Below are 22,741 nucleotides of genomic sequence, written 5' to 3' on the forward strand. Positions count from 1 at the left end.
TCGTACGTTGTCGGGGCGGCGGGCCGTCAGGCTCCCAGCTCCCGTTCCAGTCCCTTGGGGTTTTCCGCCAGCCGGGCGCGGAATTCCTGCGCGACATCGCCGACGTAGACGTCCTCGATGCCGTCCTTGAGCGCGCGCACGATGGCGGCCGCGATCGCGGCAGGCGCCACGCGCGGGGGCGGCGTGCGCTGCTCCCATTCGTGATCCACCGGCCCGGGGAACACGTTCACCACCCGCACGCCCGCGCCGCGCATCTCGGCGCGCAGGCATTGCGCCAGGGACAGCGCAGCCGCCTTGGACGCCGACCACATGCCGCGCGACGGCAGGTTCATGTGGGCGTAGATGGACAGCACGTTGACCCAGGCCGTGGCGCTGTTCACGCCGTCCGCCGCGCGTCCGCACAGGGCCGGGCCGAAGCTCTGCGCCAGGCGCATCAGCCCCAGCACGTTCACGTCCATGGCGTCGCGCGCCGTGTTCACGTCCTTGCGGTTCAGCAGCCCGCCTTCGCGTTCCAGGTCGGCGGTGTTCACCAGGATCTCGACCTTGCCGCCGATGGAGGCGGCGGCGCGCTCGACTGAATCGGTATCGGTCACGTCCAGCACCACCGCCTGCACCCGCGGGTCTGCCGCCAGGGTCTCATAGGCGGCGTCGCGCTTCCAGGCTTGCGGGTCGCCCAGGAACACGGTCGGGCAGCCGGCGTCCAGCAGGGCGCGCGCCACGGCCTGGCCCACCGCCGACTTGCCGTCGGTGACGAGCGCGCGGCGGAACTTCGGATCGCAAGAGGTTTCGCGCAGGGTCTTGTCGTCTTCCATGTTGGGCGTATTCCTTTCAGGCAGGGCGATCATCACGGCCTGGCCGCTGCGGTCCAGCTTCAGCGCCAGGCGCACGCGGTCGCCGTCGGCGCAGTCCTGGTGCACATGCGCCACCACGGATGGGCCGGCAGTCATGCGCACCGTGCCCACGCGCCAGGGCAGGCGTTCGCGGAAATACAGGTCGTTGCTGTGATGCAGGGTGGTGCTGACCAGCAGCACGCCGCCGGGATCGGCAGGCCGCCAGGGCAGATGCTCGGACAGGCAATGGCCGCAGACTTCGCGGGGCGGATACTGGACCGCGCCGCAATCGGCGCAGGTCTGCAGGTCGAAGCGGCCCTCGGCTGCGGCGGCGGTCAGCCCAAGCGCGCTGCGGCTGCGCCAGCCCGGCGGCAGCGTCGGCTGGCGGGTGCGGGCGATCGGGTTCTTGCGGGGCGGCTTGGCCAAGGGTTCGGTCATGCGTGGCTCCCCAGGATGGCCGCGGCCGTGCACAGCCCGCGGTCGTAATTGATCATGCCGAAGCCGCTCACCATGCCGAGGCGGGCGTCGGCCACCTGCGTGCCGCCGGCCGTGCCGCTCAACTGGCGCAGCGCCTCGACCATGCCCAGATAGCCGCCGGCGGCGCCGGCCTGGCCCACGGACAATTGGCCGCCGTTGGTATTGAAGGGAAAGCTGCCGTCCACGGTGAAGCTGTTGTTGCGCACGAAGTCGGGGGCCGCGCCCTTCGGGCAGAAGCCCAGGTCTTCGATCTGCATCAGGTTGATGACGGGATAGTCGTCGTAGGCCTGCAGGAAATCCATGTCGCCGGGCTGGACGCCGGCCTGGCCGTAGAGTTCGTCCAGGTCCACGGTCCAGCCGCCGCGGGTCTGGATCGGGTCCTCGATCCAGGCGTTGTGGCGTTCGATGGTGGAGAGGATGCGGGCGTAGGGCAGGCTCAGCGCGCGCGCCCGGTCTTCGCTCATGACCAGGAAGCCGTCGGCGCCGGCGCAGGGCATCACGCAATCGAACAGGTGTATCGGGTCGGTGATGACGCGGGCGTCCAGGTACTGGGCGAGCGTCAACGGCTTCTTCATCAGCGCGTGCGGATAGCGCAGGGCATTGTCGCGCTGCGCCACGCAAAGCTTGCCGAAGTCCTCGCGGGTGGCGCCGGTCGCGCGCATGTAGTTGGCGGTCAGCAGCGCGAAGCTGGCGTTGGGGCCGCCTGCGCCATAGGGATAGACCGCGTCCTGCGCGAAGCGCGAGAACTGGCTGACCGTGTTGCGGAACGAGTCCACGTGGTTGGTGTCCCCTGCGATGCAGGCCACGATGCTGGCGTCGCCGGCCTGCACGGCGCGGGCCGCGCGGCGCAAGGCGGCCACGCCGCTGGCGCCGCCCATGGGGATATGGTCCAGCCAGCGCGGGCTCATGCCCAGGTGCTGCACCAGGCCGACGGCGGTGTCGGGCGCCAGGGTGAAGCTGGACACGCAGAGGCCGTCCACCTCGGTCTTGGCGATACCGGCCTGGCGGATCAGCGCGCCCAGCGCCCGTCCCAGCCACCAGTGGGCCGCATGGGTGGAATAGCGTTCATACGGAATCGTGACGGGCAGGGCCGCCACCACGCCGTCATAGCCCAGGCGGTTCATCGCGCGGGCTCCTGGCGCTTCTTCATGTGGCAGGTGTCCACGCAGCGGGCCGTGCCGGGCAGCGTGGGCGCCAGGGCTTTCATTTCGCCGCGCTGGATCTTGTTGGTGGTGGTCAGCGGCAGGCTGTCGACGAAGGCGACGTAGCCGGGGGCCTTGTAATAGGCCAGCTGCTCCAGGCTCCATTGCACGATGCTGCGGGCGGCCTCGGCCATTGCGACGCCCTCGGCCGGCAGGCTTTCGGGCACCACGCAGGCCAGCACTTCGTCGCCGCGCACGGCGTCGGGCACCGCGGCGACCGCCACGGCCTTCACCAGCGGGTGCTGCAGCAGCACGCTTTCGACTTCCACTGCGGAGATGTTCTCGCCGCTGCGGCGGATGACGTTCTTCTTGCGGTCCACGAAGCGCAGCGCGCCGTCGGCGTCGCGGCGCACGATGTCGCCGGTATGGAACCAGCCGTCCTCCCAGGCCTGGGAGGTCGCGTCCTGGTCCTTGAGGTAGCCGGCGAAGAATCCGTAGCGCGGGTCATCGCCGGCGTGGCGCACCAGCAATTCGCCCGGTTCGCCGGCGGCGGCTTCCAAGCCGGAATCAGCGACGATGCGCACCAGCACGTCTTCTTCCTCGCGGCCGAAGCAGCTGCTGCCGATGTGGCGCGGCTCATGGTTGGCGATGATGACGGCGCCCGCGCCAGTTTCGGTCATGGCCCAGGCTTCCAGCAGCGGAAAGCCGAAGCGTTCTTCAAAGGGCTGGTGCAGCTTGCGGTCCACGCCCGCGCCGAAGCCGAAGCGGATGGCGGGCTGCTTATCCCGTGCGGACGGTTCGGCCTTCATCAGGATGGCGGGCATGACGCCCAGGTAGTGCAGCACCGTCGCGCCGGAATCGCGCACGCTGTCCCACCAGGTCTTGGGATGGAAGCGGTCCAGCGGAATCAGGCAGCCGCCGGTCAGGAGCATGGCCATGGCCGAGTACGCCATGGCGTTCATGTGGACCAGGGGCAGCGGCGTCAGCATGCGTTCCTGGCCAGGGCGCAGTTCGCACAAGCCGCCGATGCGCACGTACCAGCCGCCGGCATGCAGGAAATAGCGGTTGGGCAGGATGCAGCCCTTGGGCCGTCCGGTGGTGCCGGAGGTATAGAGCAGGGCGCATTCGGTCAGGATATCGGGCTCGCTGCCCGCTAGCGGCGCCGCAAAGGGCGCGGCGGGCGGCGTGTCGTCCGGTCCCATCACACGCAGTTCGCGGCCGGCGCGTTCTGCCGCGGCCAGCAGGTCGGCATGGCGTTCCGGCAGGGCAACGGCCAAAGCGATCTCGGAATGCCCCGTCAGGTATTCCAGTTCCGCTGCGCGCAGATCGGGGTTGATGGGCACCACCGACACGCCCAGCGCGTTCAGCGCGAACCAGTGCAGGAAGAACGAGGGGCGGTTCTCCAGCAGCAGGCCGGCGCGGTGGCCGTGGCCGTAGCCGGCGCGCGCATAGGCCGCGCGCAGGGCCTCGATGGACTCGGCGGCCTGGGCGTAGCTTAGTTCGCCTGCGGCGATGCCATAGGCCTGGGCCGTTTCCGGCAGGATGCACAGGAAGGGCTGGGCGCCGTAGCGGGCCGCGGTGTCGCGGAATGCCTGATGGACCGTGGTGCTCACAAGCCGCTCCTACATGAACAATTGGATATTGCCGAAGGCCGCGTCGCAGTTGACGAGGTCCACGCGCTTGAGACGGATGCGCAAGACGCCGTCCTGCTCCACCAGGTGGTGGGTGGTCCAGCCTGCATACAGCGTCTGCGCGTCCTGCCGCGTCTCGACGTAATGGAAGGCGGTGCGTACCACGTGGCGGCCTTCGGCGGGGGCGGCATCGGGATGGCCGTGCTCCACCGTGGGCGCCTGCAGCAAGTGGTGGCAGCGGCTCTTGGGCTGTTGCGAAAACGTGCGCTGGCCGGCCAGCCGCTCCACGCGCACGCGCAGCAGCAGCTTGTCTTCGTACATGAGCGAGGCGTGCAGCTTGGGATCGGTCTGGCCATGGGCCAGCGGCATCCAGTAGTAGCCGTCTTCGGTGTACAGGTTCAGCCAGTCCTCGAAGCGCAGCTCGTCCAGCATGCGCGCCTCGGCGTAGACAAAATCGATCAACTCGCGGTCGCTTGCGCTCATACCGACTCCGGTCCGGTCATGTAGCGGCCCCATGCGCGGTACTGGTTGCGCATCTGCCATTCATTGGTGCCATTGGTGGCGACGTTCTTCTGCCCGACCTCGTCGGGCGAGTACAGCCGGCCCACGTTGACCCAGTCCCGCGCCCGCGATTGCAGGCCGTCCTGGGCGCGCTCGTACATTTCCAGGTCGTCGTGCCCGACCACCGAGGTCGGCGCGTTGATGAGGCGGTTGTACATGAGCGTGCGTTCCAGCAGCAGGTCGGGCGCGCCCACCAGGCGGAAGGTCCAGGATTCCACCAGCGTGCGGTCGGCTGCGATGGGCTTGAAGACGCGCAGCGTCTGGATCGGGCCCTTGACCATGATGTTGGGGAAGTACACGGTGTTGTGGCGCACGTCGCCCAGGATCTGCTTGGCGCGTTCCTCGCCGTAGGCCGCGACCATGGAGTCCCAGTAGCCCGGAATGCCCGAGTACGAGGCATGGATGGAGTCCGACACGCCGGTATGGCCGTGGCCGTTCTCCCATACGCGGATGCCCATGTTCTCGAAGAACTCGTAAGGCGAGATGAAGGGGGCGAACAACTCGACGGCCATGGGCTTGGGCGTGCCTTCCGGCGCCTGTTCCCAGACCTTCACGGCGGTGCCTGCGGAGGACTCATGCGCCACCATCGGGTGGCAGGTGTCGGTCTGGTTGTCGACCAGCATCTTCCAGTTGCAGCGGTGCATGTAGCGCAGCACGCCGCCGGCGACTTCCAGCCGGCCCTCGGGCGAGCGGTCGACCATGTTGTCCAGGGTGGACAGCGATTCGCCGAAGAAATCCTCGAAGGACTGGCCCTCGGGGTTCAGGCGGCAGAACACGAAGCCGCGATGGTTCTTCACGTCCTTCACGGCAGCCATGCCCTGGCTGGCTTCGCAGTTTTCCAGGCCGGTGTTCTCGTAGCCCTTTTTCAGCGGGATGGACAGCAGGCTGCCGTCGGTCTTGAAGGTCCAGGCGTGATAGGGGCAACGGAAGAACTTGCCGGTGTTGCCGCAGGCTTCACCCGCCACCATGGTGCCCTTGTGCGGGCAGCGGTTGTGCAGCACCCGCACCGAGCGGTCGCTGTGGCGCACCATCACCACGGGCTGGTTGCCCACTGTGGTGGTGATGTAGTCGCCCGGGTTGGGGACCTGGCTGTCGTGGCCGACGTAGACCCAGGTGTTGGCGTACAGGCGTTCCATCTCCAGCTCGAACAGCTCCTGGTCGATGAACAGATCCTTGTGCACCTCGGTGTCGCGCAGCAGGGCGCGGATGGCGTCGGGGTTGTCGCGGTATTTGGCCATGAGGGCGCTTCCTTGCGTCGGGGCTACAGGTCCAGCACCAGGCGCGCCGATTTCGCGCGCGAGATGCAGATCTGGATGATCTTGCCGCTGGCCTTCTCGGTGTCCGAGAGGTAGTAGTCGCGGTGGTCGGGTTCGCCTTCCAGCACGGTGGCCTGGCAGACGCCGCATTCGCCGCGCTTGCAGTCGTACATCGGATCGCAGCCTTCCTCTTCCATCACGTCGATGATGGTCTTGTCGGCGGGGATGGTCAGCACCCGGCCCGACTGGCGCAGCTCGACCTCGAAGGGCTGGTCGCCGGCCTGCGGTGCAGCGGTGGCGAAAAGTTCGAAATGGATATGGGCGTCGGGCCAGTGGCGTGCGTGCGCGCCCTGGATGACTGCGTCGATCAGGCCCTTGGGGCCGCAGACATACAGGTGCTGGCGCGGCGAGGATGCGTCCAGCAGCGCCTGCAGGTCGAAGCGGCAGGACGGATCGTCGTCCGCGTGCAGGCTCAGGTCGTCGCCGGCCAGGGCCTGCAGTTCGGGCAGGAAGGCCAGCTGGTCCTTGCTGCGGCCGCAGTAATGCAGATGGAAGGCGCGTCCCGCGGCCTTGAGCGCCGCGGCCATGGATGCCACCGGCGTGATGCCGATGCCGCCCGCGATCAGCACGACGGGTTCGTCGCCGGCAGGCGATTCGTGCAGCGGGAAATCATTCTTCGGGCCTTCGACATCGAGCGTGTCGCCCTCGGCCAGCGCATGCATGTGGCGCGATCCGCCCTGGCTGGTTTCCTCCAGGCGCACGCCGAGCCGGTACTCCGCGGGCTGCGCGAACTTGCCGGCTTCCGGCGCCAACTGCACCAGCGAATAGCAGCGCGGCTCGCGCAGGCCCGGCACCGTCACCTTCAGGTGCGCGCCCGGTCCGAAGGCAGGCAGGGGGCCGGCGTCTTCGCGCGCCAGCCGGAACGAGCGGATCAGCGGCGATTCCTGCCGGACTTCCCGGACGATGAGTTTCAGTGTCTGCACGGCGTTTGTCCCTATCTTTGCTTGTCTCAGGCCGCCAGCTTTTCAGCCAGCTGGCGTTCCATGGGGCCGCATTTCTCGTTGGCCAGCGCGGTCTCTCGCAGCGAGCGCAGCGTTTCGGCGGCGTCGGGCCGGCCGGCCAGTTGCTCTGCCGCCGCGATCAGCTGGCGGTACTTGCCGCCGCCGCGCACGTGGGTGTCGCTATAGCCTTTGACCAGGCGGCGGCAATTGACGGTTTCGACGGCCAGCGCGTAGTCGCGCGGGACCAGCCGGGCGATCAGGTCCAGCCATTGCGCGAGGCCGGCGGCCTCGGCCTGATGGCGCAGCGTGCTGCGGCGGAAGCGTCGCATGCCGGCCAGCGTGTACAGCATCAGGAAACCGCCCAGCGTGCCGCTCTGCATGCGACGGCCGTGGCCCAGGCGGCGTTCGACGAAGCCGCCGAACGACTTGGAGTTTTCGAGCCAGCGGCCCAGCCCGGCGGGCAAGGTGCCGCAGATCTCCTCCAGGCGCGGATGCATGAATTCGGTGGTGTAGACCAGCTGGTCCGGGCGCGCGCCCACTTCCTGGCGCACGCGGTCGAAACGCGTGGCGCGGGTCTTCAGGTCGGCGACACGGATCACGTCGTCGTAGGCCATGGCCGTGGCCACGTAGCGCGCGGCGGCACAGGTCAGCGCCCATTGCCGGGCCTCGCCGCCATGGGCGGCGTCCAGGTCGCGGATGGCCTTCATGTGGCGCAGGTATTCGGTGGCGTAGGCCAGATCCTGGAATTCGATCTGGCGGCGCGTGCCCGCGGCCAGCATGGGCTGGGCACAGGCGGGAAAGTCGCGTTTGATCATATCCAGCAGGGCTTGGGCCTTGGCGCTGGCGGCGCGTTCCGGCACGGCGGGCACCGGCCGGGCCAGGTCGATGGGTGCGGGTTGCGCGGGCGCCTGGTCGGCGGATTCGTAGCCCAGCGCGAAGGCGCGCAGGCTGGCTTCCACGCCCAGGCCGGCGCGCCGCACCGTGGCTTCGAAATCGTCGCGCGAGAACGGCAGGGCGCCGCTGCCGGCTACCGCACCGAACAGGCTGGCGCTGATGACGCTGCCGGCGCGGTCGGCCAGGTCTTGCAGGTCGAAGCAGAGGAAGCGCTTGGCCGCGGCGCGGCCCGCTTCCAGCACCTTGTTGGGATCGGCGATGCCGTTGCCGGGCGCGGATTTTTCGCTGACCGCGTAGCTGCGGTGCGACGAAGTGAGCAGCACCGTGCGTTCCGGCGTGACCAGTCCGCGCTGGATGGCGCGCCCGCCTTCCATCAATTCGGCGGCGACCACAAGGTCCACGTCGCCCGGGGTGGGCATCAGCGCCAGCGCGGGCTGGCGGCCGGCGCGTTGCACTTCGGCTTCGGGCAGCAGCTCCACGTAATAGATGGTGGCGCCGGTGCGCTGGGCCACGCCTGGCACCGAGGTGGTCTGGGCCCACCAGCCGGCGTGCTCGGCCATGTCGACGATCCAGTCGGCCAGCACGCCGCCGCCTTGGCCGCCCATGGCCAGGATGGCGATCTTGATCGGATTGGCTTGTTGCATAGCGGCCGGGTTCATGGAACGGGAATCCTCAGAGGGCGTGGTGGGCCAGGCGCGCGGCGCGGCGGCGTTGCAGGAAGCCGATGACGGCGGTGCGCATGCGCGCCATGAAGCGGTCGCGGCCGGTCGGGTTGTGGACGATATCGGCGCGGTAGAAGGACGGGCAGAGCACCGCGGCATGGGCGACTTCGCCGCAGTTGCCGCAGCCTACGCAACTGCTTTCCACGTGCGCCACCGGATCTTCCTTCAAGGGGTCGCCGCTGTCCTTGACCGTCAGCGACGGGCAGCCCGACAGGCGAATGCAGGCATGATCGCCGGTGCAGACGTCAGGGTCCACGCCGAAGCGTTCCTTGACCACGCGCTTGCCTTCCTTGACTGCCTTGTTGAACAGCGGCTTGATGCGGCGCTGCTTGTTCAGCATGCATTCCGATTGCGCGATGATGACCTTGGGGCCTTTGATGTCGGTGGTCAGCGCCTCTTCGATGGTGGCGCGCACCTTGGCCACGTCATAGGTGCGGTCCAGCGTGCGCACCCACTTCACGCCCACGCCGCGCACGGCCTGGTCGATGGGATTGTTGGTGGAGCGGTCCGGGTTTTCGGCGCGCGAGGACAGGATGTCCTGTCCGCCGGTGGCCGAGGCGTAGAAGTTGTCGACGATGACGATGACGCCGTCGTACTTGTTGAAGACCGCGTTGCCGATGCCCGAGGACAGGCCGTTGTGCCAGAAGCCGCCGTCGCCCATGATGGAGATGGGGCGCTTGGCGGCCGGCACGTTGAAGGCCGCCGCGCTGGAGGCGCCCAGGCCGTAGCCCATGGTGGTGGCGCCCAGGTTGAACGGCGGCAGGATCGAGAACAGGTGGCAGCCGATGTCGCAGGAAATATGGTGCTGGCCCAGCGTTTCCTGCGCCAGGGTCAGGGCCGAGAAGATAGGCCTTTCCGGACAGCCCGTACAGAAGCCGGCGGGCCGCGGCGGCACGACCGCTGCCAGGCCTTCGACGTGCTTGTGGAAGGTGATGGGCTGCTCGGCCGGACGCGCCGGCTTGGGCCGCGCCACCTCGGTGATCTGGAGCTGGCGTTCCGCGGCCTGGGCATCGGCCAGGGCGGCGGGATGCGTCTGCAGCGATTCCGGGCGTTGCCGCTTGAGGAATTCGCGCAGGCCGTCGCGCATGACCTGGGTGGTGTATTCGCCCGCCATCGGCAGCACGTCCTTGCCGGACAGCTTGGTGTCGATGCCGGCGCGGCGCAGCACGGCGTGCAGGTTCTGTTCGATGTAGTCCGGCTGGCCTTCTTCCAGCAGCAGCACGGCGCGCTTGCCGCGGCAGAAATCGATGACCTCGTCCTCGATGACGGGGTAGGTCACGTTCATGACGTACAGCGGGATGCGGCTGTTGCCGAAGTTGTCGGCCAGGCCCAGCAGCTGCAAGGCGCGGATCACGCCGTTGTAGAGGCCGCCTTGCAGGATCAGTCCGATATCGTCCTGGTCGCCGTCAAAGTGTTCGTTGAGCTTGTGTTCCTTGATGTAGCGGATGGCGGCGGGCCAGCGCTCCTTGATCTTTTCCTGTTCGTGCAGGAAGGAGGCAGGCGGCAGCACGATGCGGCTGGTGTCGCGCGCCGGGCTTTCCAGCGCCTGCGCCAGCGAGAAGGCGGGGCGCTTGTTTTCCTTGGCGATGAAGCGGCCGTGCACGTGGCAGCCGCGGATGCGCAGTTGCAGCATCACGGGCGTCTTGCTGGCCTCGGACAGCTCGAAGCCGTCTTCCACCGCCTTGACCATGCTTTCCAGGTTGGGACGCGGATCCAGCAGCCAGATCTGCGACTTCATGGCGAACGCGTGCGAGCGTTCCTGCATGATGGACGAGCCTTCGCCGTAGTCTTCGCCCACGATGACCAGCGAACCGCCGGTGACGCCGCCGGAAGCCAGGTTGGCCAGCGCGTCGGATGCGACGTTGGTGCCCACGGTGGACTTCCAGGTGACGGCGCCGCGGATGGGGTACATGACCGAGGCGGCCAGCGTGGCCGCCGCGGTGGCCTCGGAGGCGCTGGCCTCGAAATGCACACCCAGTTCCTGGAGGATGTCGTTGGCGTCGGCCAGCACGTCCATCAAATGCGAGATCGGCGAACCCTGGTAGCCCGCGACGTAGCCCACGCCGGACTGCAGCAAGGCCTTGGTGACCGCAAGAATGCCTTCTCCGCGGAACTCTTCGCCCGCGCCGATGCGCAACTGCTGGACTTCTTTTTTGAAAGACCTTTCAGCCATTCTGGCACTCCTTCGCGGCCCGGCCTGCGGGTCTCAATGGTTGCTGCTGCGCAGCATCGTCACGTCAGGAAATTCTCGTCTTAAAAATACTTTAGGAGTCAACGTTTTAGCTGTCAACAAAAAAGATGAAATTTCATGGAAAACAAAAAATATCACGCTAAAACAATGACGTATATACTCGTTGTTCTCTAGGCCGCAGTGCTGTTCCGGCGCTGCGATGGTGCAAAAACGGGTTGCGATTCCGGGTATACCCTGTGCTGCGCAACAGCATTGCGGCACATCATGGCGCGCGCATGCGCCGGCGTGGTGCAATGCGCATTTCGTCGGGCCGGCGTCGGCCCTGGTTTCCGGTGCGTGGGAGCAAAGCAACATGCGGTTGGACAAGCAGCGGGACACGGACGCGGCGGCGCACAAAGGCCGCTTCGTCGATGGCTATCTGGCCTATCTGCTGGCGCAGGCCAGCCAGCGCATTTCGGCGGAATTCCATCTGCAGGTGAAGGCGGCCGGCCTGTCGGTGACCGAGTGGCGGGTACTGGCCAGCCTGGAGGGCAGTCCCGGTGAAACCATAGGCACGCTGGCGGTGCTGGCGATCACCAAGCAGCCCACCTTGAGCAAGGTGGTGCAGCGCATGGAGGCCGAAGGGCTGGTGGCGCGCACGGGCGTGCGGGCGGACCGGCGGCAGACGCGCGTCTGCATCACCACCAAGGGCACGAATCTGATCGCCGCGCTGTGCGAGCAGGCCTTGCAGCACCAGAAGGCCGTGCTGGCCCCGTTCGGCGAGGAAAAGGCCGCGATGCTGATCGACATGCTGGAGGTGCTGATGACCGAGCACGTGCCGCTGGAATTGTCGGCGCCGGACGAGGAATAGGCGGGGGCGGGGGCGGGCCGCATGCCCAACACTGTTTACTTCGATTATTTTGTTACAAGCTTATGTGTCCCCAATTGGTTCTCCCTCTGTGAAAACCGTCTACGGTACGCATAAACCCTCAATTGACGGAGGTCCTGCGGCTAGGCAATATCGCGCCGGTATTCAGACTACAGTCAGGAGTTGAACCTATGCGCCGCACTTTGATTGCTATCGCGATCGCCGCCGCCGTTGCCGTGCCCACGATCGGGCAGGCCAAGACCTTCCGCTGGGCCGCCCAGGGCGACATCCTCACCTTCGATCCGCACTCGCAGAACGAAGGCATGACGATCGCCGCCAACAGCTACGTCTACGAACCGCTGGTGGACTACGACAAGTCCTTCAAGGTCAACCCGCGCCTGGCGACGGAGTGGGAGCAGGTTTCACCCACGCTGTACCGCTTCAAGCTGCGCCCCGGCGTGAAGTTCCATGACGGCGCCGCCTTCACCGCCGACGACGTGGTGTTCTCGATCCACCGCGCCATGGCGCCCACCTCGAACTACAAGGCCTACACCACCGGCATCAAGGAAGCCCGCAAGATCGACGACCTGACGGTCGAGATCGAGACCTCGGCGCCTAACCCGGTGCTGCTGCGCCAGCTGACCAACGTGTTCATCATGAACAAGGCCTGGTCGGAAAAGAACAACGTCGCCAAGCCGCAGGACTTCGTCAACAAGGAAGAGACCTACGCCGCGCGCAACACCAACGGCACCGGCCCCTACAAGCTGAAGTCGCGCGAAGTGGACGTGCGCACGGTGTTCGAGGAAAACAAGGACTGGTGGAACAAGGGCGGCAAGGTCGGCAACGTGACCGAAGTCGTGTTCACGCCGATCAAGCAGAACGCCACGCGTACCGCGGCGCTGCTGTCGGGTGAAATCGACTTCGTGCTGGATCCGGCGGCCCAGGACCTGGATCGCCTGCGCCAGTCGGCCAAGGTCGTGGAAGGCAACGAATACCGCACCATCTACCTGGGCCTGGACCAGAAGCGTCCGGAACTCCAGTATTCCAACATCAAGGGCAAGAACCCGTTCCAGGACATCCGCGTGCGCGAGGCGCTGTATCGCGCGATCGACGTGGACGCCATCAAGCGCGCCGTGATGCGCGGCCTGTCCGCGCCCACCGGCACGATGATCGCGCCGCAGGTGCACGGCTGGGCCCAGCAGCTGCAGGCGCGCGTGCCCTATGATCCGGAAAAGTCCCGCGCCCTGCTGAAGGAAGCCGGCTACGACGGCACGCTGAACTTCACGCTGGATTGCCCGAACAACCGCTACATCAACGACGAAGCCATCTGTCAGGCGGTGGTCGGCATGTGGGCCAAGGTCGGCGTCAAGGCCACCATGAACGCCATGCCGCGCTCCACCTATTTCCCCAAGGTGCAGTCGTTCGACACCAGCGCCTACCTGTTCGGCTGGGGCGTGCCCACGTTCGACGCCATGTACACGCTGCAGAACCTGATTCGCACCAAGGGCGAGGGCGCGGACGGCATGTACAACCTGGGCAACTACAGCAACAAGGAACTGGACGTCATCATCGACCGGATCAAGACGGAAACCGATCCGGCCAAGCGTGACGCCGACATCATCACCGTGCTGCAAGGGCACGCCAAGGACTTCGGCCACATCCCGCTGCACGACCAGGTCATTCCCTGGGCCATGCGCAAGAACGTCACGGTCATCCACCGTGCCGACAATCGCCTCGTTGCCGATTGGGTCAAGGTTGACTGATCCAGGCTAATCAAACGGCGGGGCCCGTCAGCCTGTTCATGATGAACAGGCCGACGGGCTTTCGCTGTTTCGCCTTTTCCGCCTATGTTTGCTTTCATACTGCGTCGCCTGTTGCAGGCCGTAGCGGTGATGCTCACCGTCGCGCTACTGGCCTTTGTGCTTTTTCAATATGTCGGCGACCCTGTCACCATCATGCTGGGACAGGACGCCACCGATGCCGAACGCATCGAACTGCGTGAGCGCCTGGGGCTGAACGAGCCCGCCATCGTCCAATTCGGCCATTTCGTGGCCAACGCCGTGCAGGGCAATTTCGGCATCTCCCTGCGCCAGAGCGAACCCGTATCTTCCTTGCTGAAATCCCGCCTGCCGGCCACGCTGGAGCTGTCCATGGTGGCGGCCTTGCTGGCGCTGCTGGTGGGCGTGCCGCTGGGCGTGTACACCGCGCTCAAGCGCAACAGCTTGCTGTCCCAGCTGCTGCTGGCCGGGTCGCTGCTGGGCGTGTCGCTGCCCACCTTCCTGATCGGCATCCTGCTGATCCTGGTGTTTTCCGTGCAACTGGGCTGGCTGCCCAGCTACGGGCGGGGCGACACCGTCAGCGTGGGCTGGTGGTCATCGGGGTTGTTCACCGCCACGGGCTGGAAGCATCTCATCCTGCCGTCCATCACTTTGTCGCTGTTCCAGATGACCCTGGTGCTGCGCCTGGTGCGTTCGGAAATGCTGGAGGTGCTGCGTTCGGACTACATCAAGTTTGCCCGCGCCCGCGGCCTGAAGCGTCGCGCCATCCACTTCGGCCACGCGCTGAAGAACACCATGGTGCCGGTCATCACCATCACCGGCCTGCAACTGGGCGGCATCATCGCCTTCGCCATCGTCACGGAAACCGTGTTCCAGTGGCCGGGCATGGGCCTGTTGTTCATCCAGGCGGTGCAATTCGCCGACGTGCCCGTCATGGCGGCCTACCTGTGCCTGATTGCGCTGGTGTTCGTGGTGATCAACCTGATCGTCGATCTTTTGTATTTTGTCGTGGACCCGCGCCTGCGTTCCGGGCTGACCCGCGGCGGGGGGGCTCACTGATGCGCGCCGTACTCAAACGCTGGTGGGACAGCGACATTGCCTGGGCCTGGCGCCGGGCGCCCGTGGCGATCATCGCCACCGTGATGCTGGCGCTCCTGCTGATCGGCTCCTTCGGGGCCGGTTGGGTGGCGCCGCACAACCCGTTCGACCTGACCAAGGTGGAACTGCTGGACGCCTTGCTGCCGCCCGCCTGGGAGGCCAATGGGCTGCCGACCTACCTGCTGGGCACCGACAGCCAGGGCCGCGACCTGTACTCGGCCATCCTGTACGGCACCCGCGTGTCGCTCTTGATCGGCCTGGCCTCGGTGCTGCTGTCGATGCTGATCGGCATCGTGCTGGGGCTGATCTCGGGCTACGCGGGCGGGCGCATCGATGCGTTCATCATGCGCATCGCCGACGTGCAACTGTCGTTCCCCGCCATCCTGATCGCGCTGCTGATCGACGGCGTGGCGCGGGCGGCGGTGCCGCGCGAGCTGCATGAGCTGATCGCGTTCCCGGTGCTGATCGGCGCGATCGCGCTGGCGGGCTGGCCGCAGTATGCGCGCACGGTGCGCGGCTCCACCCTGGTGGAGAAGAACCGCGAATACGTGCAGGCGGCGCGCGTGATCGGCGTGGCCTCGCCGGTCATCATGTTCCGCCACGTGCTGCCCAATGTGCTGGGTCCGGTGCTGGTGCTGGCCACGGTGCACCTGGCCACGGCCATCATCACGGAGGCCACGCTGTCGTTCCTGGGCGTAGGCGTACCGCCGACCGCGCCGTCGCTCGGTACGCTGATCCGCATCGGCAACGACTTCCTGTTTTCAGGGGAGTGGTGGATCACCATCTTCCCGGGTGCGGCGCTGGTGCTGCTGGTGCTGTCGGTCAACTTGCTTGGCGACTGGCTGCGCGATGCGCTCAACCCGCGTCTGAATTGAGGTTTACATGAGCGCATTACTAGAAGTCCGCAACCTGCGCGTGGAATTCCCCACGCGCCGCGGCACGCTGCGCGCGCTGGACGACGTGTCCTTTTCCATCCAGGCTGGCGAAGTCCTGGGCGTAGTGGGCGAATCCGGCGCAGGCAAGTCCCTGACCGGCGCATCCATCATTGGCCTCTTGGAACCGCCGGGACGTATCGCCGCGGGCGAGATCCTGCTGGCGGGCCGCCGCATCGACAACCTGCCCGACGAGCAGATGCGCCGCGTGCGCGGCCGCGAGATCGGGGCCGTGTTCCAGGACCCGCTGACCTCGTTGAACCCGCTATACACGGTGGGCCGGCAATTGGCGGAAACCATCGTGACGCACCTGGACCTGAGCTGGTCCCAGGCGCGCGAACGGGCGGTGGAGCTGCTGGCGTCGACCGGCATTCCGGCCGCGCGCGAGCGCATCGACCACTATCCTCACCAGTTCTCCGGCGGCATGCGCCAGCGCGTGGTGATTGCGCTGGCCCTGGCGGCCGAACCCAAGCTGGTGGTGGCGGACGAGCCCACGACCGCGCTGGACGTGTCGATCCAGGCGCAGATCATCGAACTGCTCAAGCGCCTGTGCCGCGAAAACGGCACGGCGGTGATGCTGATCACGCACGACATGGGTGTGATCGCCGAAACCGCCGACCGCGTTGCGGTGATGTACGCGGGCCGCGTGGCCGAGATCGGCCCGGTGGCCGACGTGATCCACAAGCCCCGCCATCCCTACACGAAGGGACTGATGGGATCGATTCCATCGCTGGAAGGACACTCCGAACGGCTGGTGCAGATCGACGGCAGCATGCCGCGCCTGAACGCCATTCCGCCGGGCTGCGCCTTCAATCCGCGCTGCGGCCAGCGCCTGCCGCGTTGCGGCGTCGAGCGCCCGGAGCTGATGGCGGCCGGGACGTCCCGCGCGGCCTGTTGGCTGCACGACAACAACGATAAGGTGGCCGCATGACGACGCCCTTGGTGGAAGTAAAGGACGCCGCGCGCTGGTTCGATGTGTCACCGCCGTGGCTGGAACGCAAGCTCGCGGGCAAGCCGCGCGTGATGCTGCGCGCCGTGGACGGGGTGTCGTTCGAGATCGCGCGCGGCGAAACGCTGGCGCTGGTGGGCGAATCGGGCTGCGGCAAATCGACCGTGGCGCGCATGCTGGTGGGGTTGTATGGCCTGACCCGCGGCGATATCCGTTTCGACGGCCAGCCGTTGTCGCGCATGTCCGAGCCAGGCGGCCGCGCCTTGCGCAAGCGCCTGCAGATGATCTTCCAGGATCCCTATGCCAGCCTGAATCCGCGCTGGCGCGTGGGCCGCATCATCGCCGAACCCATGCTGACCCACACCACGATGACGCCTGACGAGCGCAGCGCGCGCGTGGGCGAACTGCTCAAGCAGGTGGGCCTGGACCCGGCCGACCAGGTCCGCTATCCACACCAGTTTTCCGGCGGCCAGCGCCAGCGCATTTCGATCGCGCGGGCGTTGGCGGTGAATCCGGAATTCCTGGTGTGCGACGAGCCGACCTCGGCGCTGGATGTGTCGGTGCAGGCGCAGGTGCTGAACCTGATGAAGGATCTGCAGCGCAACCTGGGGCTGACCTATCTGTTCATTTCCCACAACCTGGCGGTGGTGCACCATGTGGCCGACCGGGTGGGGGTGATGTACCTGGGCCGCATGGTGGAGGTGGCGCCGCGCGACGAGCTGTTCGCGCGGCCTCGCCATCCGTACACGCGCATGCTGCTGGAGGCCATTCCCGACATCAACGGCGCGGGCAAGCCGCGCACCGCGGTGGCGGGCGAGGTGCCCAATCCGCTGAATCCGCCGTCGGGCTGCACCTTTCATCCGCGCTGTCCGCATGCGAACGAGCGTTGCAAGTCAGAGGCGCCAGTGGCAATGGCCGCGGGAGTGTCGGTGGTGGCCTGCCACGCGGTGCAGGAAGGGCGGATCTCGGTCTGATCCGCGGACGGCGCGGTTGCGCGGCCATGCCGGTCGCAACCCGCCGCCCGGCCGCGCTTCAGTGGCGGTGGTTGTGGTCGTGAGGATGATCGTGGCCGTGGCCATCCGCATCATCCTCATCGTCCTCATCCGCTTCGTCCTCGTCGTCCTCCGCGTCCGGGTCCTCCGGTACGGGTTCTTCCGTCAGGGCAAACGGCAGCACGTCTTCCAGATTGTCGGACCATGCGGACTCTTCGCCGTCGTGGTCCAGCTTGATGAAGCGCTCGCCTTCGTTCAGCGAGATCTCGATGGCCCAGAGGTAGAGACAGTCGTAGGTGTCGTCGTCGGACTGGGGCAGGCCGCCGCGATTGCCCAGCAGGCGGGCGCCGGCGCCGCCCAGCTGCACGTGGGTCTGGTCTTCGTCGGGCTTGGCGTTTTCGTCCATGGGCACGCCATAGGTCACCCATTCGGTGCCATCATCGCCCAGCACCACTTCGGCCAGCACGGGCTTGCCCAGATAGGCGCTCAAGGCGTCGGCGGTCTTGGCCAGCATGTCCAGCTCGGCGGTGCTGAAATGGGTCAAGGAGGCGGGGGGAGTGGCGGAGGCAGACATGAAGGGATTCCTGGGCGCGATGAAGCCGCGACGGCACGGCAAGATTCGGGCCCGCTGGCAGGCCCTGGCTACAGCCGTATTGTCTCGCGATCGGCCGCGCCTTGCATCAGGCGCTTGGATGACGCGGTTTTCCGGGGTCAGGGCGCGGGTGCGCCGCCCTGGCTGCGCCTGCGCGCGTTGTCGGGCGATTGACCTGTAAGCCGCTGGAACATGGCGATGAAGGCCGACGGCGTGCTGTAACCAAGCTCGCGCGCCACAGATTGGACCGGCCGGCCCGCGTCCAGCATGCCCAGGGCGCTGACCACGCGCAGCCGCAGACGCCATTCATTGAACGACATGCCCAGGCGCTGCTGGCAGTGGCGCAGCAGCGTGCGTTCGGTGATGCCGGCCGTGGCGGCCCAGTGCGCGGCGCCGCGCTTATCGCCTGGACTGTGCTGCAGCGCCGACAGGATGGGTGCCAGCAACGGGTCGGAGGTGGAGGGCAGGTAGCTGGCGTAAGCCCGAGCCTGGCGGACCTGGTCGATGACGATCTGCGCCATGCGCCGGTCTTCCGGCGTATCCGGATAGCTGATGCCGCGCTGCTCGAAGTCGCCCAGGATCGCGCGCATGACCGGGCTGATCTCGAGCGTGCACGGTTCCGTGGGCAGGCCGGCGCAGGCCGCGGCGGGGATGTCGATGCAGGCGTAGTGCACTTCGCCTTCGTTCTGGCAGCAATGCTCGACATGCGGCGGTATCCAGATGGCGTACTGCGGCGGCGACAGGTAGGTGACGCCGCGTATGCCGATTTCCATGATGCCGGAGATGGCGAAGTTCAGTTCCGCCCAGGGCGAGCTGTGGCGCTTCATGCCGGAACGCGGCGTGAAATGCAGGATGCGGCAAGCCAGCGGGTAGGGCAGGTGGCTGGCCAGCGTGGGCGCGGAATCGATGGCGGACATGTCGGAACTTCGTCTGGTTTTGTCTGTTTTTCATTATATACATCAGGTCAGACAGATCCTACACTGGCCCTGTCTCCTCTACGCCTGTGCATTGCCCCTCATGACCCGCGCTTCCTCTCCGCATGTTCCCGCCCGTTATCTGCTTTATCCATTGCTGGCAGCCTTGATCTGGTCGGTCAACATGATCGTCACCAAGATGGCGGCCAGCGCCATCGCGCCGGCCGCCATCGGCTTCTACCGCTGGGCCCTGGCCGGTGTGGTGCTGACGCCGTTCGTGCTGCCGGGCGTCTGGGCGCAGCGCCGCCAGATCCTGCCCCACCTGCCCAAACTGGCGGTGCTGGGCGGCTTGGGCATGGCCCTGTACCAGGGCCTGGCCTATGTGGCGGCCGCCAGCACCACGGCGACCAATATGGGCATCATCACGGCGATGATTCCGCTGATGACCATCGCGGTGGTGGCGCTGCTGCTGCGCGAACTGCCCTCGGTCATGGCCATGCTGGGCGGGCTGCTGTCGCTGGCGGGCCTGGCGCTGCTGATCGGCGAGGGCGATCCCGCCCGCCTGCTTGAAGTGGGCGCCAACCGCGGCGATCTGCTGATGGGCGTGGGCGCGCTGGCCTATGCGCTGTACGGCGTGCTGCTGCGCCGCTGGGCATTGCCGGTGGGACCGTGGCAGTCGCTGTATGTGCAGGTCGCTTTCGGCGTGCTGTTCCAGCTGCCCGCTTTCCTGATGGCGCCGCCTTCACCGCTCAACGGCGACAACCTGCCCCTGGTGCTGTATGCGGCGGTATTCCCGTCGTTGTTCGCGCCCTTCTTGTGGATGCAGGGCGTCAAGCACCTGGGCCCCAACCGCGCCAGCATTTTCCTCAACCTCATGCCGGTGGCCACGGTGGCGATCGCGGCCGTGTTCCTGGACGAAAAGCCCCATCTGTTCCACATCGTCGGCGGGGCGATGGCGCTGGCTGGCGTGATGCTGGCGCAAATGCGCGCCGGCGGCCGGGCGACGCGGCCCAAGGCCGCCTGAAGGGCCGGGTACGCCGCAAGGGCCGGCCATTTGGCGGCGGACATACGCGGGTCAGGGTTCCGGCCTACAATCGACGGTTCATCAGCTATATCTCCTATACGAGCCCATGGCCCAATACGTCTACACCATGAACCGCGTCGGCAAGATCGTGCCGCCCAAGCGGCAGATCCTGCGCGACATTTCGCTTTCGTTTTTTCCTGGCGCCAAGATCGGCGTGCTGGGCCTGAACGGCTCGGGCAAGTCGACGCTGCTGAAGATCATGGCCGGCGTCGATAAGGAAATCGAAGGCGAAGCCATCCCCATGCCGGGCCTGAACATCGGCTACCTGCCGCAGGAACCGCAGCTCAACCCCGAGCACACGGTGCGCCAGTCGGTGGAAGAGGGCCTGGGCGCCGTCGTCTCGGCCAAGAAGCGCCTGGACGAGGTCTATGCCGCCTACGCCGAGCCGGATGCGGATTTCGACGCGCTGGCCGCCGAGCAGGCCGAGCTTGAGGCCATCATCGCCGCCGCCGCCTCCAGCGGCGCCGACGACATCGAACACCAGATGGAAATCGCTGCCGACGCGCTGCGCCTGCCGCCCTGGGACGCCATCGTCGGCAAGCTGTCCGGCGGTGAAAAGCGCCGCGTGGCGCTGTGCCGCCTGTTGCTGTCCAAACCCGACATGCTGCTGCTGGACGAACCCACCAACCACCTGGACGCCGAAAGCGTGGAGTGGCTGGAGCAGTTCCTGCACAAGTTCCCCGGCACCGTGGTGGGCGTGACCCACGATCGCTACTTCCTGGACAACGCGGCCGAATGGATCCTGGAACTGGACCGCGGTTATGGCATTCCCTGGAAGGGCAACTACAGCTCGTGGCTGGAGCAGAAGGAAGATCGCCTGAAGCAGGAAGAGGCGTCGGAGTCCGCCCGCCAGAAGACCATCAAGAAGGAACTGGAGTGGGTGCGCCAGAACCCGAAGGGCCGCCAGGCCAAGGCCAAGGCGCGTCTGGCCCGCTTCGAGGAACTGTCGTCCTACGAATACCAGAAGCGCAATGAAACCCAGGAAATCTTCATTCCTGTGGGCGAGCGCCTGGGCAACGAGGTCATCGAATTCAACAACGTCAGCAAGGCCTATGGCGACCGCCTGCTGATCGACAACCTCAGCTTCAAGGTGCCGCCCGGCGCCATCGTCGGCATCATCGGCGCCAACGGCGCCGGTAAGTCCACGCTGTTCCGCATGATCGCGGGCCGCGAGCAGCCGGATTCGGGCGAGGTCAACATCGGCCAGACCGTCAAGCTGGCCTATGTCGACCAGTCGCGCGATGCGCTGGAAGACAAGAAGACCGTGTTCGACGCGGTGGCCGACGGCGCCGACCTGCTCACGGTGGGCAAGTTCGAAATGTCGTCGCGCGCCTATCTGGGCCGCTTCAACTTCAAGGGCGGCGACCAGAACAAGGTCGTGGGCCAGCTGTCCGGCGGTGAACGCGGCCGCCTGCACATGGCCAAGACCCTGATCGCCGGCGGCAACGTGCTGCTGCTGGACGAACCGTCCAACGACCTCGACGTCGAAACCCTGCGCGCGCTGGAAGACGCATTGCTGGAGTTCCCCGGCAGCGTCATGGTCATCAGCCACGATCGCTGGTTCCTGGACCGGATCGCCACGCACATCCTGGCCTTCGAAGGCGACTCGCAAGTCGTGTTCTTCGATGGCAACTACCAGGAATATGAAGCCGACAAGAAGCGCCGCCTGGGCGAAGAGGGCGCCAAGCCCAAGCGCCTGCGCTACAAGGCCCTGAAGTAATCGGCGCCTGAAAACGATCCCGGCCTCGCGCCGGGATTTTTTTTGCCGGAGGTATGCTAAGGGCTGTTCAAGGCTTCGTTCTGCGTGAGCCTGCCTTGAGGACATCTTCCAGGAGCACCGCGCAATGTTGTTGTCCGCTACCGATTCCACCCTGCTGATCGTCGACATGCAGGGGCGCCTGATGCCCGTCATCCATGACAACGAGGCGGTGCTTCACGCCGCGCACAAGCTCGCGCAGGCTGCGCGACTGCTGGACGTGCCGGTGGTGGCTACCGAGCACCACGCCAAGATGCTGGGGACCACCGTGGAGCCGCTGCGCGAGCAAGTCCAGAGCGCCTTCCAGAAAATGCACTTCTCTTCGGCGCTGGAGCCGGGCTTCGAGGCCTGGTTGCCGGCCGCGCGCAAGACCATCCTGGTGGCGGGCTGCGAGGCGCACATCTGCGTGCTGCAAACCGTGATCGGCTTGATTGACCTGGGCTACCACGCGGTGCTGGTGGCGGATGCGGCGGGCTCGCGCAAGCCGGCCGATCATCACGCGGCGTTGCGCCGCGCGCGTGCGCATGGCGCTGAAATCGTCACGTCCGAGATGGCGATATTCGAGTGGATGCGCACTTGTGAACACCCGCGCTTCCGCGAGGTGTTACGTCTGGTCAAATAGCGGCCGCGCGCTGCAACAATGTCCCTGGGGCGCGCAAAGATTAACTCGCCCTTTGACACAATTCATGGGCAAACTTCACAGCCAGGGCAAGAATATTTTGCGATCCTGAAGGTTCCAGGCCCTTATGGGCGCCGCGCGCTCGCATCCAGTTTCATGCGCGGCTCCCGGGTACGAGAATAGGAACCACAAATATGAAAATCGCATCTCTCTCCAAAATCTGTGTCGCGCTGGCGATGACCGCCGCCATGGCTGGGTGCTCTTCGTGGGACGGCATGAGCCATCGCCAGAAGAGCGCCGTCGGCGGCGCTGCGCTGGGCGGCGTGGCAGGCGCTGTGATCACCAACGGCGGCATCCTCGGAACGGTGGGCGGAGCGGCGATCGGCGGCGTCATCGGCGATCAGGTCGGCAAGCGCTAAGCGTCCGTCGCCCCAAAGCAAATGCCCGGCATCGCCGGGCATTTTTTTTGATTGTG

21 protein-coding genes are annotated in these 22,741 nt (G+C 66.5%); 11 read left to right on the plus strand and 10 right to left on the minus strand.

Annotation, left to right across the window (positions count from 1 at the left end; translation table 11 throughout):
• Window positions 1-26: 26 nt before the first annotated feature.
• The 8 genes from IB259_RS17210 to IB259_RS17245 are packed head-to-tail and all read right to left on the minus strand — an operon-like array spanning window position 27 to window position 10,687.
• Entirely contained in the window at window positions 27-1,268 is a 1,242-nt protein-coding gene (locus IB259_RS17210; protein WP_192329755.1) for an SDR family NAD(P)-dependent oxidoreductase, read from the minus strand.
• On the minus strand, window positions 1,265-2,431 hold the full coding sequence (locus tag IB259_RS17215) for a thiolase family protein (RefSeq protein WP_125472489.1): 1,167 nt from the start codon (window positions 2,429-2,431) through the stop codon (window positions 1,265-1,267). Before IB259_RS17215 ends, IB259_RS17210 begins: the two co-directional genes overlap by 4 nt.
• Complete coding sequence (locus IB259_RS17220; protein ID WP_192329758.1) at window positions 2,428-4,062, minus strand: AMP-binding protein; 1,635 nt, start codon at window positions 4,060-4,062, stop codon at window positions 2,428-2,430. The genes IB259_RS17215 and IB259_RS17220 overlap by 4 nt, the downstream gene beginning before the upstream one ends.
• 9 nt (window positions 4,063-4,071) lie before the next feature.
• Entirely contained in the window at window positions 4,072-4,563 is a 492-nt protein-coding gene (locus IB259_RS17225) for an aromatic-ring-hydroxylating dioxygenase subunit beta (RefSeq protein WP_054457391.1), read from the minus strand.
• Window positions 4,560-5,879 (minus strand): aromatic ring-hydroxylating dioxygenase subunit alpha, encoded by a 1,320-nt coding sequence (locus tag IB259_RS17230; protein WP_054457389.1) that lies wholly within the window; start codon window positions 5,877-5,879, stop codon window positions 4,560-4,562. The genes IB259_RS17225 and IB259_RS17230 overlap by 4 nt, the downstream gene beginning before the upstream one ends.
• 23 nt (window positions 5,880-5,902) lie before the next feature.
• A complete protein-coding gene (locus IB259_RS17235) occupies window positions 5,903-6,880 on the minus strand; it encodes a PDR/VanB family oxidoreductase (RefSeq protein ID WP_054457387.1) in 978 nt (325 codons plus the stop codon).
• 26 nt (window positions 6,881-6,906) lie between these two features.
• Window positions 6,907-8,451: an indolepyruvate oxidoreductase subunit beta family protein gene (locus IB259_RS17240; protein ID WP_192329760.1), complete on the minus strand. Its 1,545-nt coding sequence runs from the start codon at window positions 8,449-8,451 to the stop codon at window positions 6,907-6,909.
• 13 nt (window positions 8,452-8,464) lie between these two features.
• Window positions 8,465-10,687, minus strand: coding sequence for an indolepyruvate ferredoxin oxidoreductase subunit alpha (locus IB259_RS17245; protein ID WP_175181123.1), 2,223 nt, complete (start codon window positions 10,685-10,687; stop codon window positions 8,465-8,467).
• Here IB259_RS17245 and IB259_RS17250 point away from each other — a divergent pair.
• The 7 genes from IB259_RS17250 (at window position 10,668) to IB259_RS17280 (ending at window position 17,283) form a co-directional block, all read left to right on the plus strand.
• On the plus strand, window positions 10,668-10,856 hold the full coding sequence (locus IB259_RS17250) for a hypothetical protein (protein WP_125472485.1): 189 nt from the start codon (window positions 10,668-10,670) through the stop codon (window positions 10,854-10,856). The genes IB259_RS17245 and IB259_RS17250 overlap by 20 nt on opposite strands.
• Window positions 10,857-11,057: 201 nt before the next feature.
• Window positions 11,058-11,555, plus strand: coding sequence for a MarR family winged helix-turn-helix transcriptional regulator (locus tag IB259_RS17255; protein WP_054457381.1), 498 nt, complete (start codon window positions 11,058-11,060; stop codon window positions 11,553-11,555).
• 188 nt (window positions 11,556-11,743) lie between these two features.
• Window positions 11,744-13,315, plus strand: a complete 1,572-nt coding sequence (locus IB259_RS17260; RefSeq protein WP_054457379.1) for an ABC transporter substrate-binding protein — start codon at window positions 11,744-11,746, stop codon at window positions 13,313-13,315.
• 84 nt (window positions 13,316-13,399) lie between these two features.
• Window positions 13,400-14,389, plus strand: a complete 990-nt coding sequence (locus IB259_RS17265; RefSeq protein ID WP_054457377.1) for an ABC transporter permease — start codon at window positions 13,400-13,402, stop codon at window positions 14,387-14,389.
• Complete coding sequence (locus IB259_RS17270; protein ID WP_054457374.1) at window positions 14,389-15,303, plus strand: ABC transporter permease; 915 nt, start codon at window positions 14,389-14,391, stop codon at window positions 15,301-15,303. The genes IB259_RS17265 and IB259_RS17270 overlap by 1 nt, the downstream gene beginning before the upstream one ends.
• 7 nt (window positions 15,304-15,310) lie before the next feature.
• Window positions 15,311-16,291, plus strand: coding sequence for an ABC transporter ATP-binding protein (locus tag IB259_RS17275; RefSeq protein ID WP_054457372.1), 981 nt, complete (start codon window positions 15,311-15,313; stop codon window positions 16,289-16,291).
• A complete protein-coding gene (locus IB259_RS17280) occupies window positions 16,288-17,283 on the plus strand; it encodes an ABC transporter ATP-binding protein (RefSeq protein WP_192329762.1) in 996 nt (331 codons plus the stop codon). Before IB259_RS17275 ends, IB259_RS17280 begins: the two co-directional genes overlap by 4 nt.
• 58 nt (window positions 17,284-17,341) lie before the next feature.
• Here the strand turns inward: IB259_RS17280 and IB259_RS17285 are convergent, their stop codons facing one another.
• Window positions 17,342-17,875: a hypothetical protein gene (locus tag IB259_RS17285; protein WP_054457367.1), complete on the minus strand. Its 534-nt coding sequence runs from the start codon at window positions 17,873-17,875 to the stop codon at window positions 17,342-17,344.
• Window positions 17,876-18,012: 137 nt separating this feature from the next.
• Window positions 18,013-18,810, minus strand: coding sequence for a helix-turn-helix transcriptional regulator (locus IB259_RS17290; protein ID WP_054457365.1), 798 nt, complete (start codon window positions 18,808-18,810; stop codon window positions 18,013-18,015).
• Window positions 18,811-18,910: 100 nt separating this feature from the next.
• Here IB259_RS17290 and IB259_RS17295 point away from each other — a divergent pair, with 100 nt between their 5' ends.
• From IB259_RS17295 to IB259_RS17310, 4 genes are all read left to right on the plus strand, one after another.
• Entirely contained in the window at window positions 18,911-19,831 is a 921-nt protein-coding gene (locus tag IB259_RS17295; protein WP_119449699.1) for a DMT family transporter, read from the plus strand.
• A gap of 106 nt (window positions 19,832-19,937) precedes the next feature.
• Window positions 19,938-21,611: an energy-dependent translational throttle protein EttA gene (gene ettA / locus IB259_RS17300; RefSeq protein WP_054457363.1), complete on the plus strand. Its 1,674-nt coding sequence runs from the start codon at window positions 19,938-19,940 to the stop codon at window positions 21,609-21,611.
• A 124-nt stretch (window positions 21,612-21,735) separates the two neighbouring features.
• The gene (locus IB259_RS17305; protein ID WP_119449698.1) at window positions 21,736-22,269 is read left to right on the plus strand and encodes an isochorismatase family protein; all 534 of its coding nucleotides are present in this window, start codon (window positions 21,736-21,738) and stop codon (window positions 22,267-22,269) included.
• A gap of 191 nt (window positions 22,270-22,460) precedes the next feature.
• Window positions 22,461-22,685: a glycine zipper 2TM domain-containing protein gene (locus IB259_RS17310; RefSeq protein ID WP_042796532.1), complete on the plus strand. Its 225-nt coding sequence runs from the start codon at window positions 22,461-22,463 to the stop codon at window positions 22,683-22,685.
• Window positions 22,686-22,741 lie beyond the last annotated feature (56 nt).

It is taken from the genome of Achromobacter sp. ACM04, assembly GCF_014851465.1.
Classification (GTDB): Bacteria; Pseudomonadota; Gammaproteobacteria; order Burkholderiales; family Burkholderiaceae_B; genus Achromobacter; species Achromobacter aegrifaciens.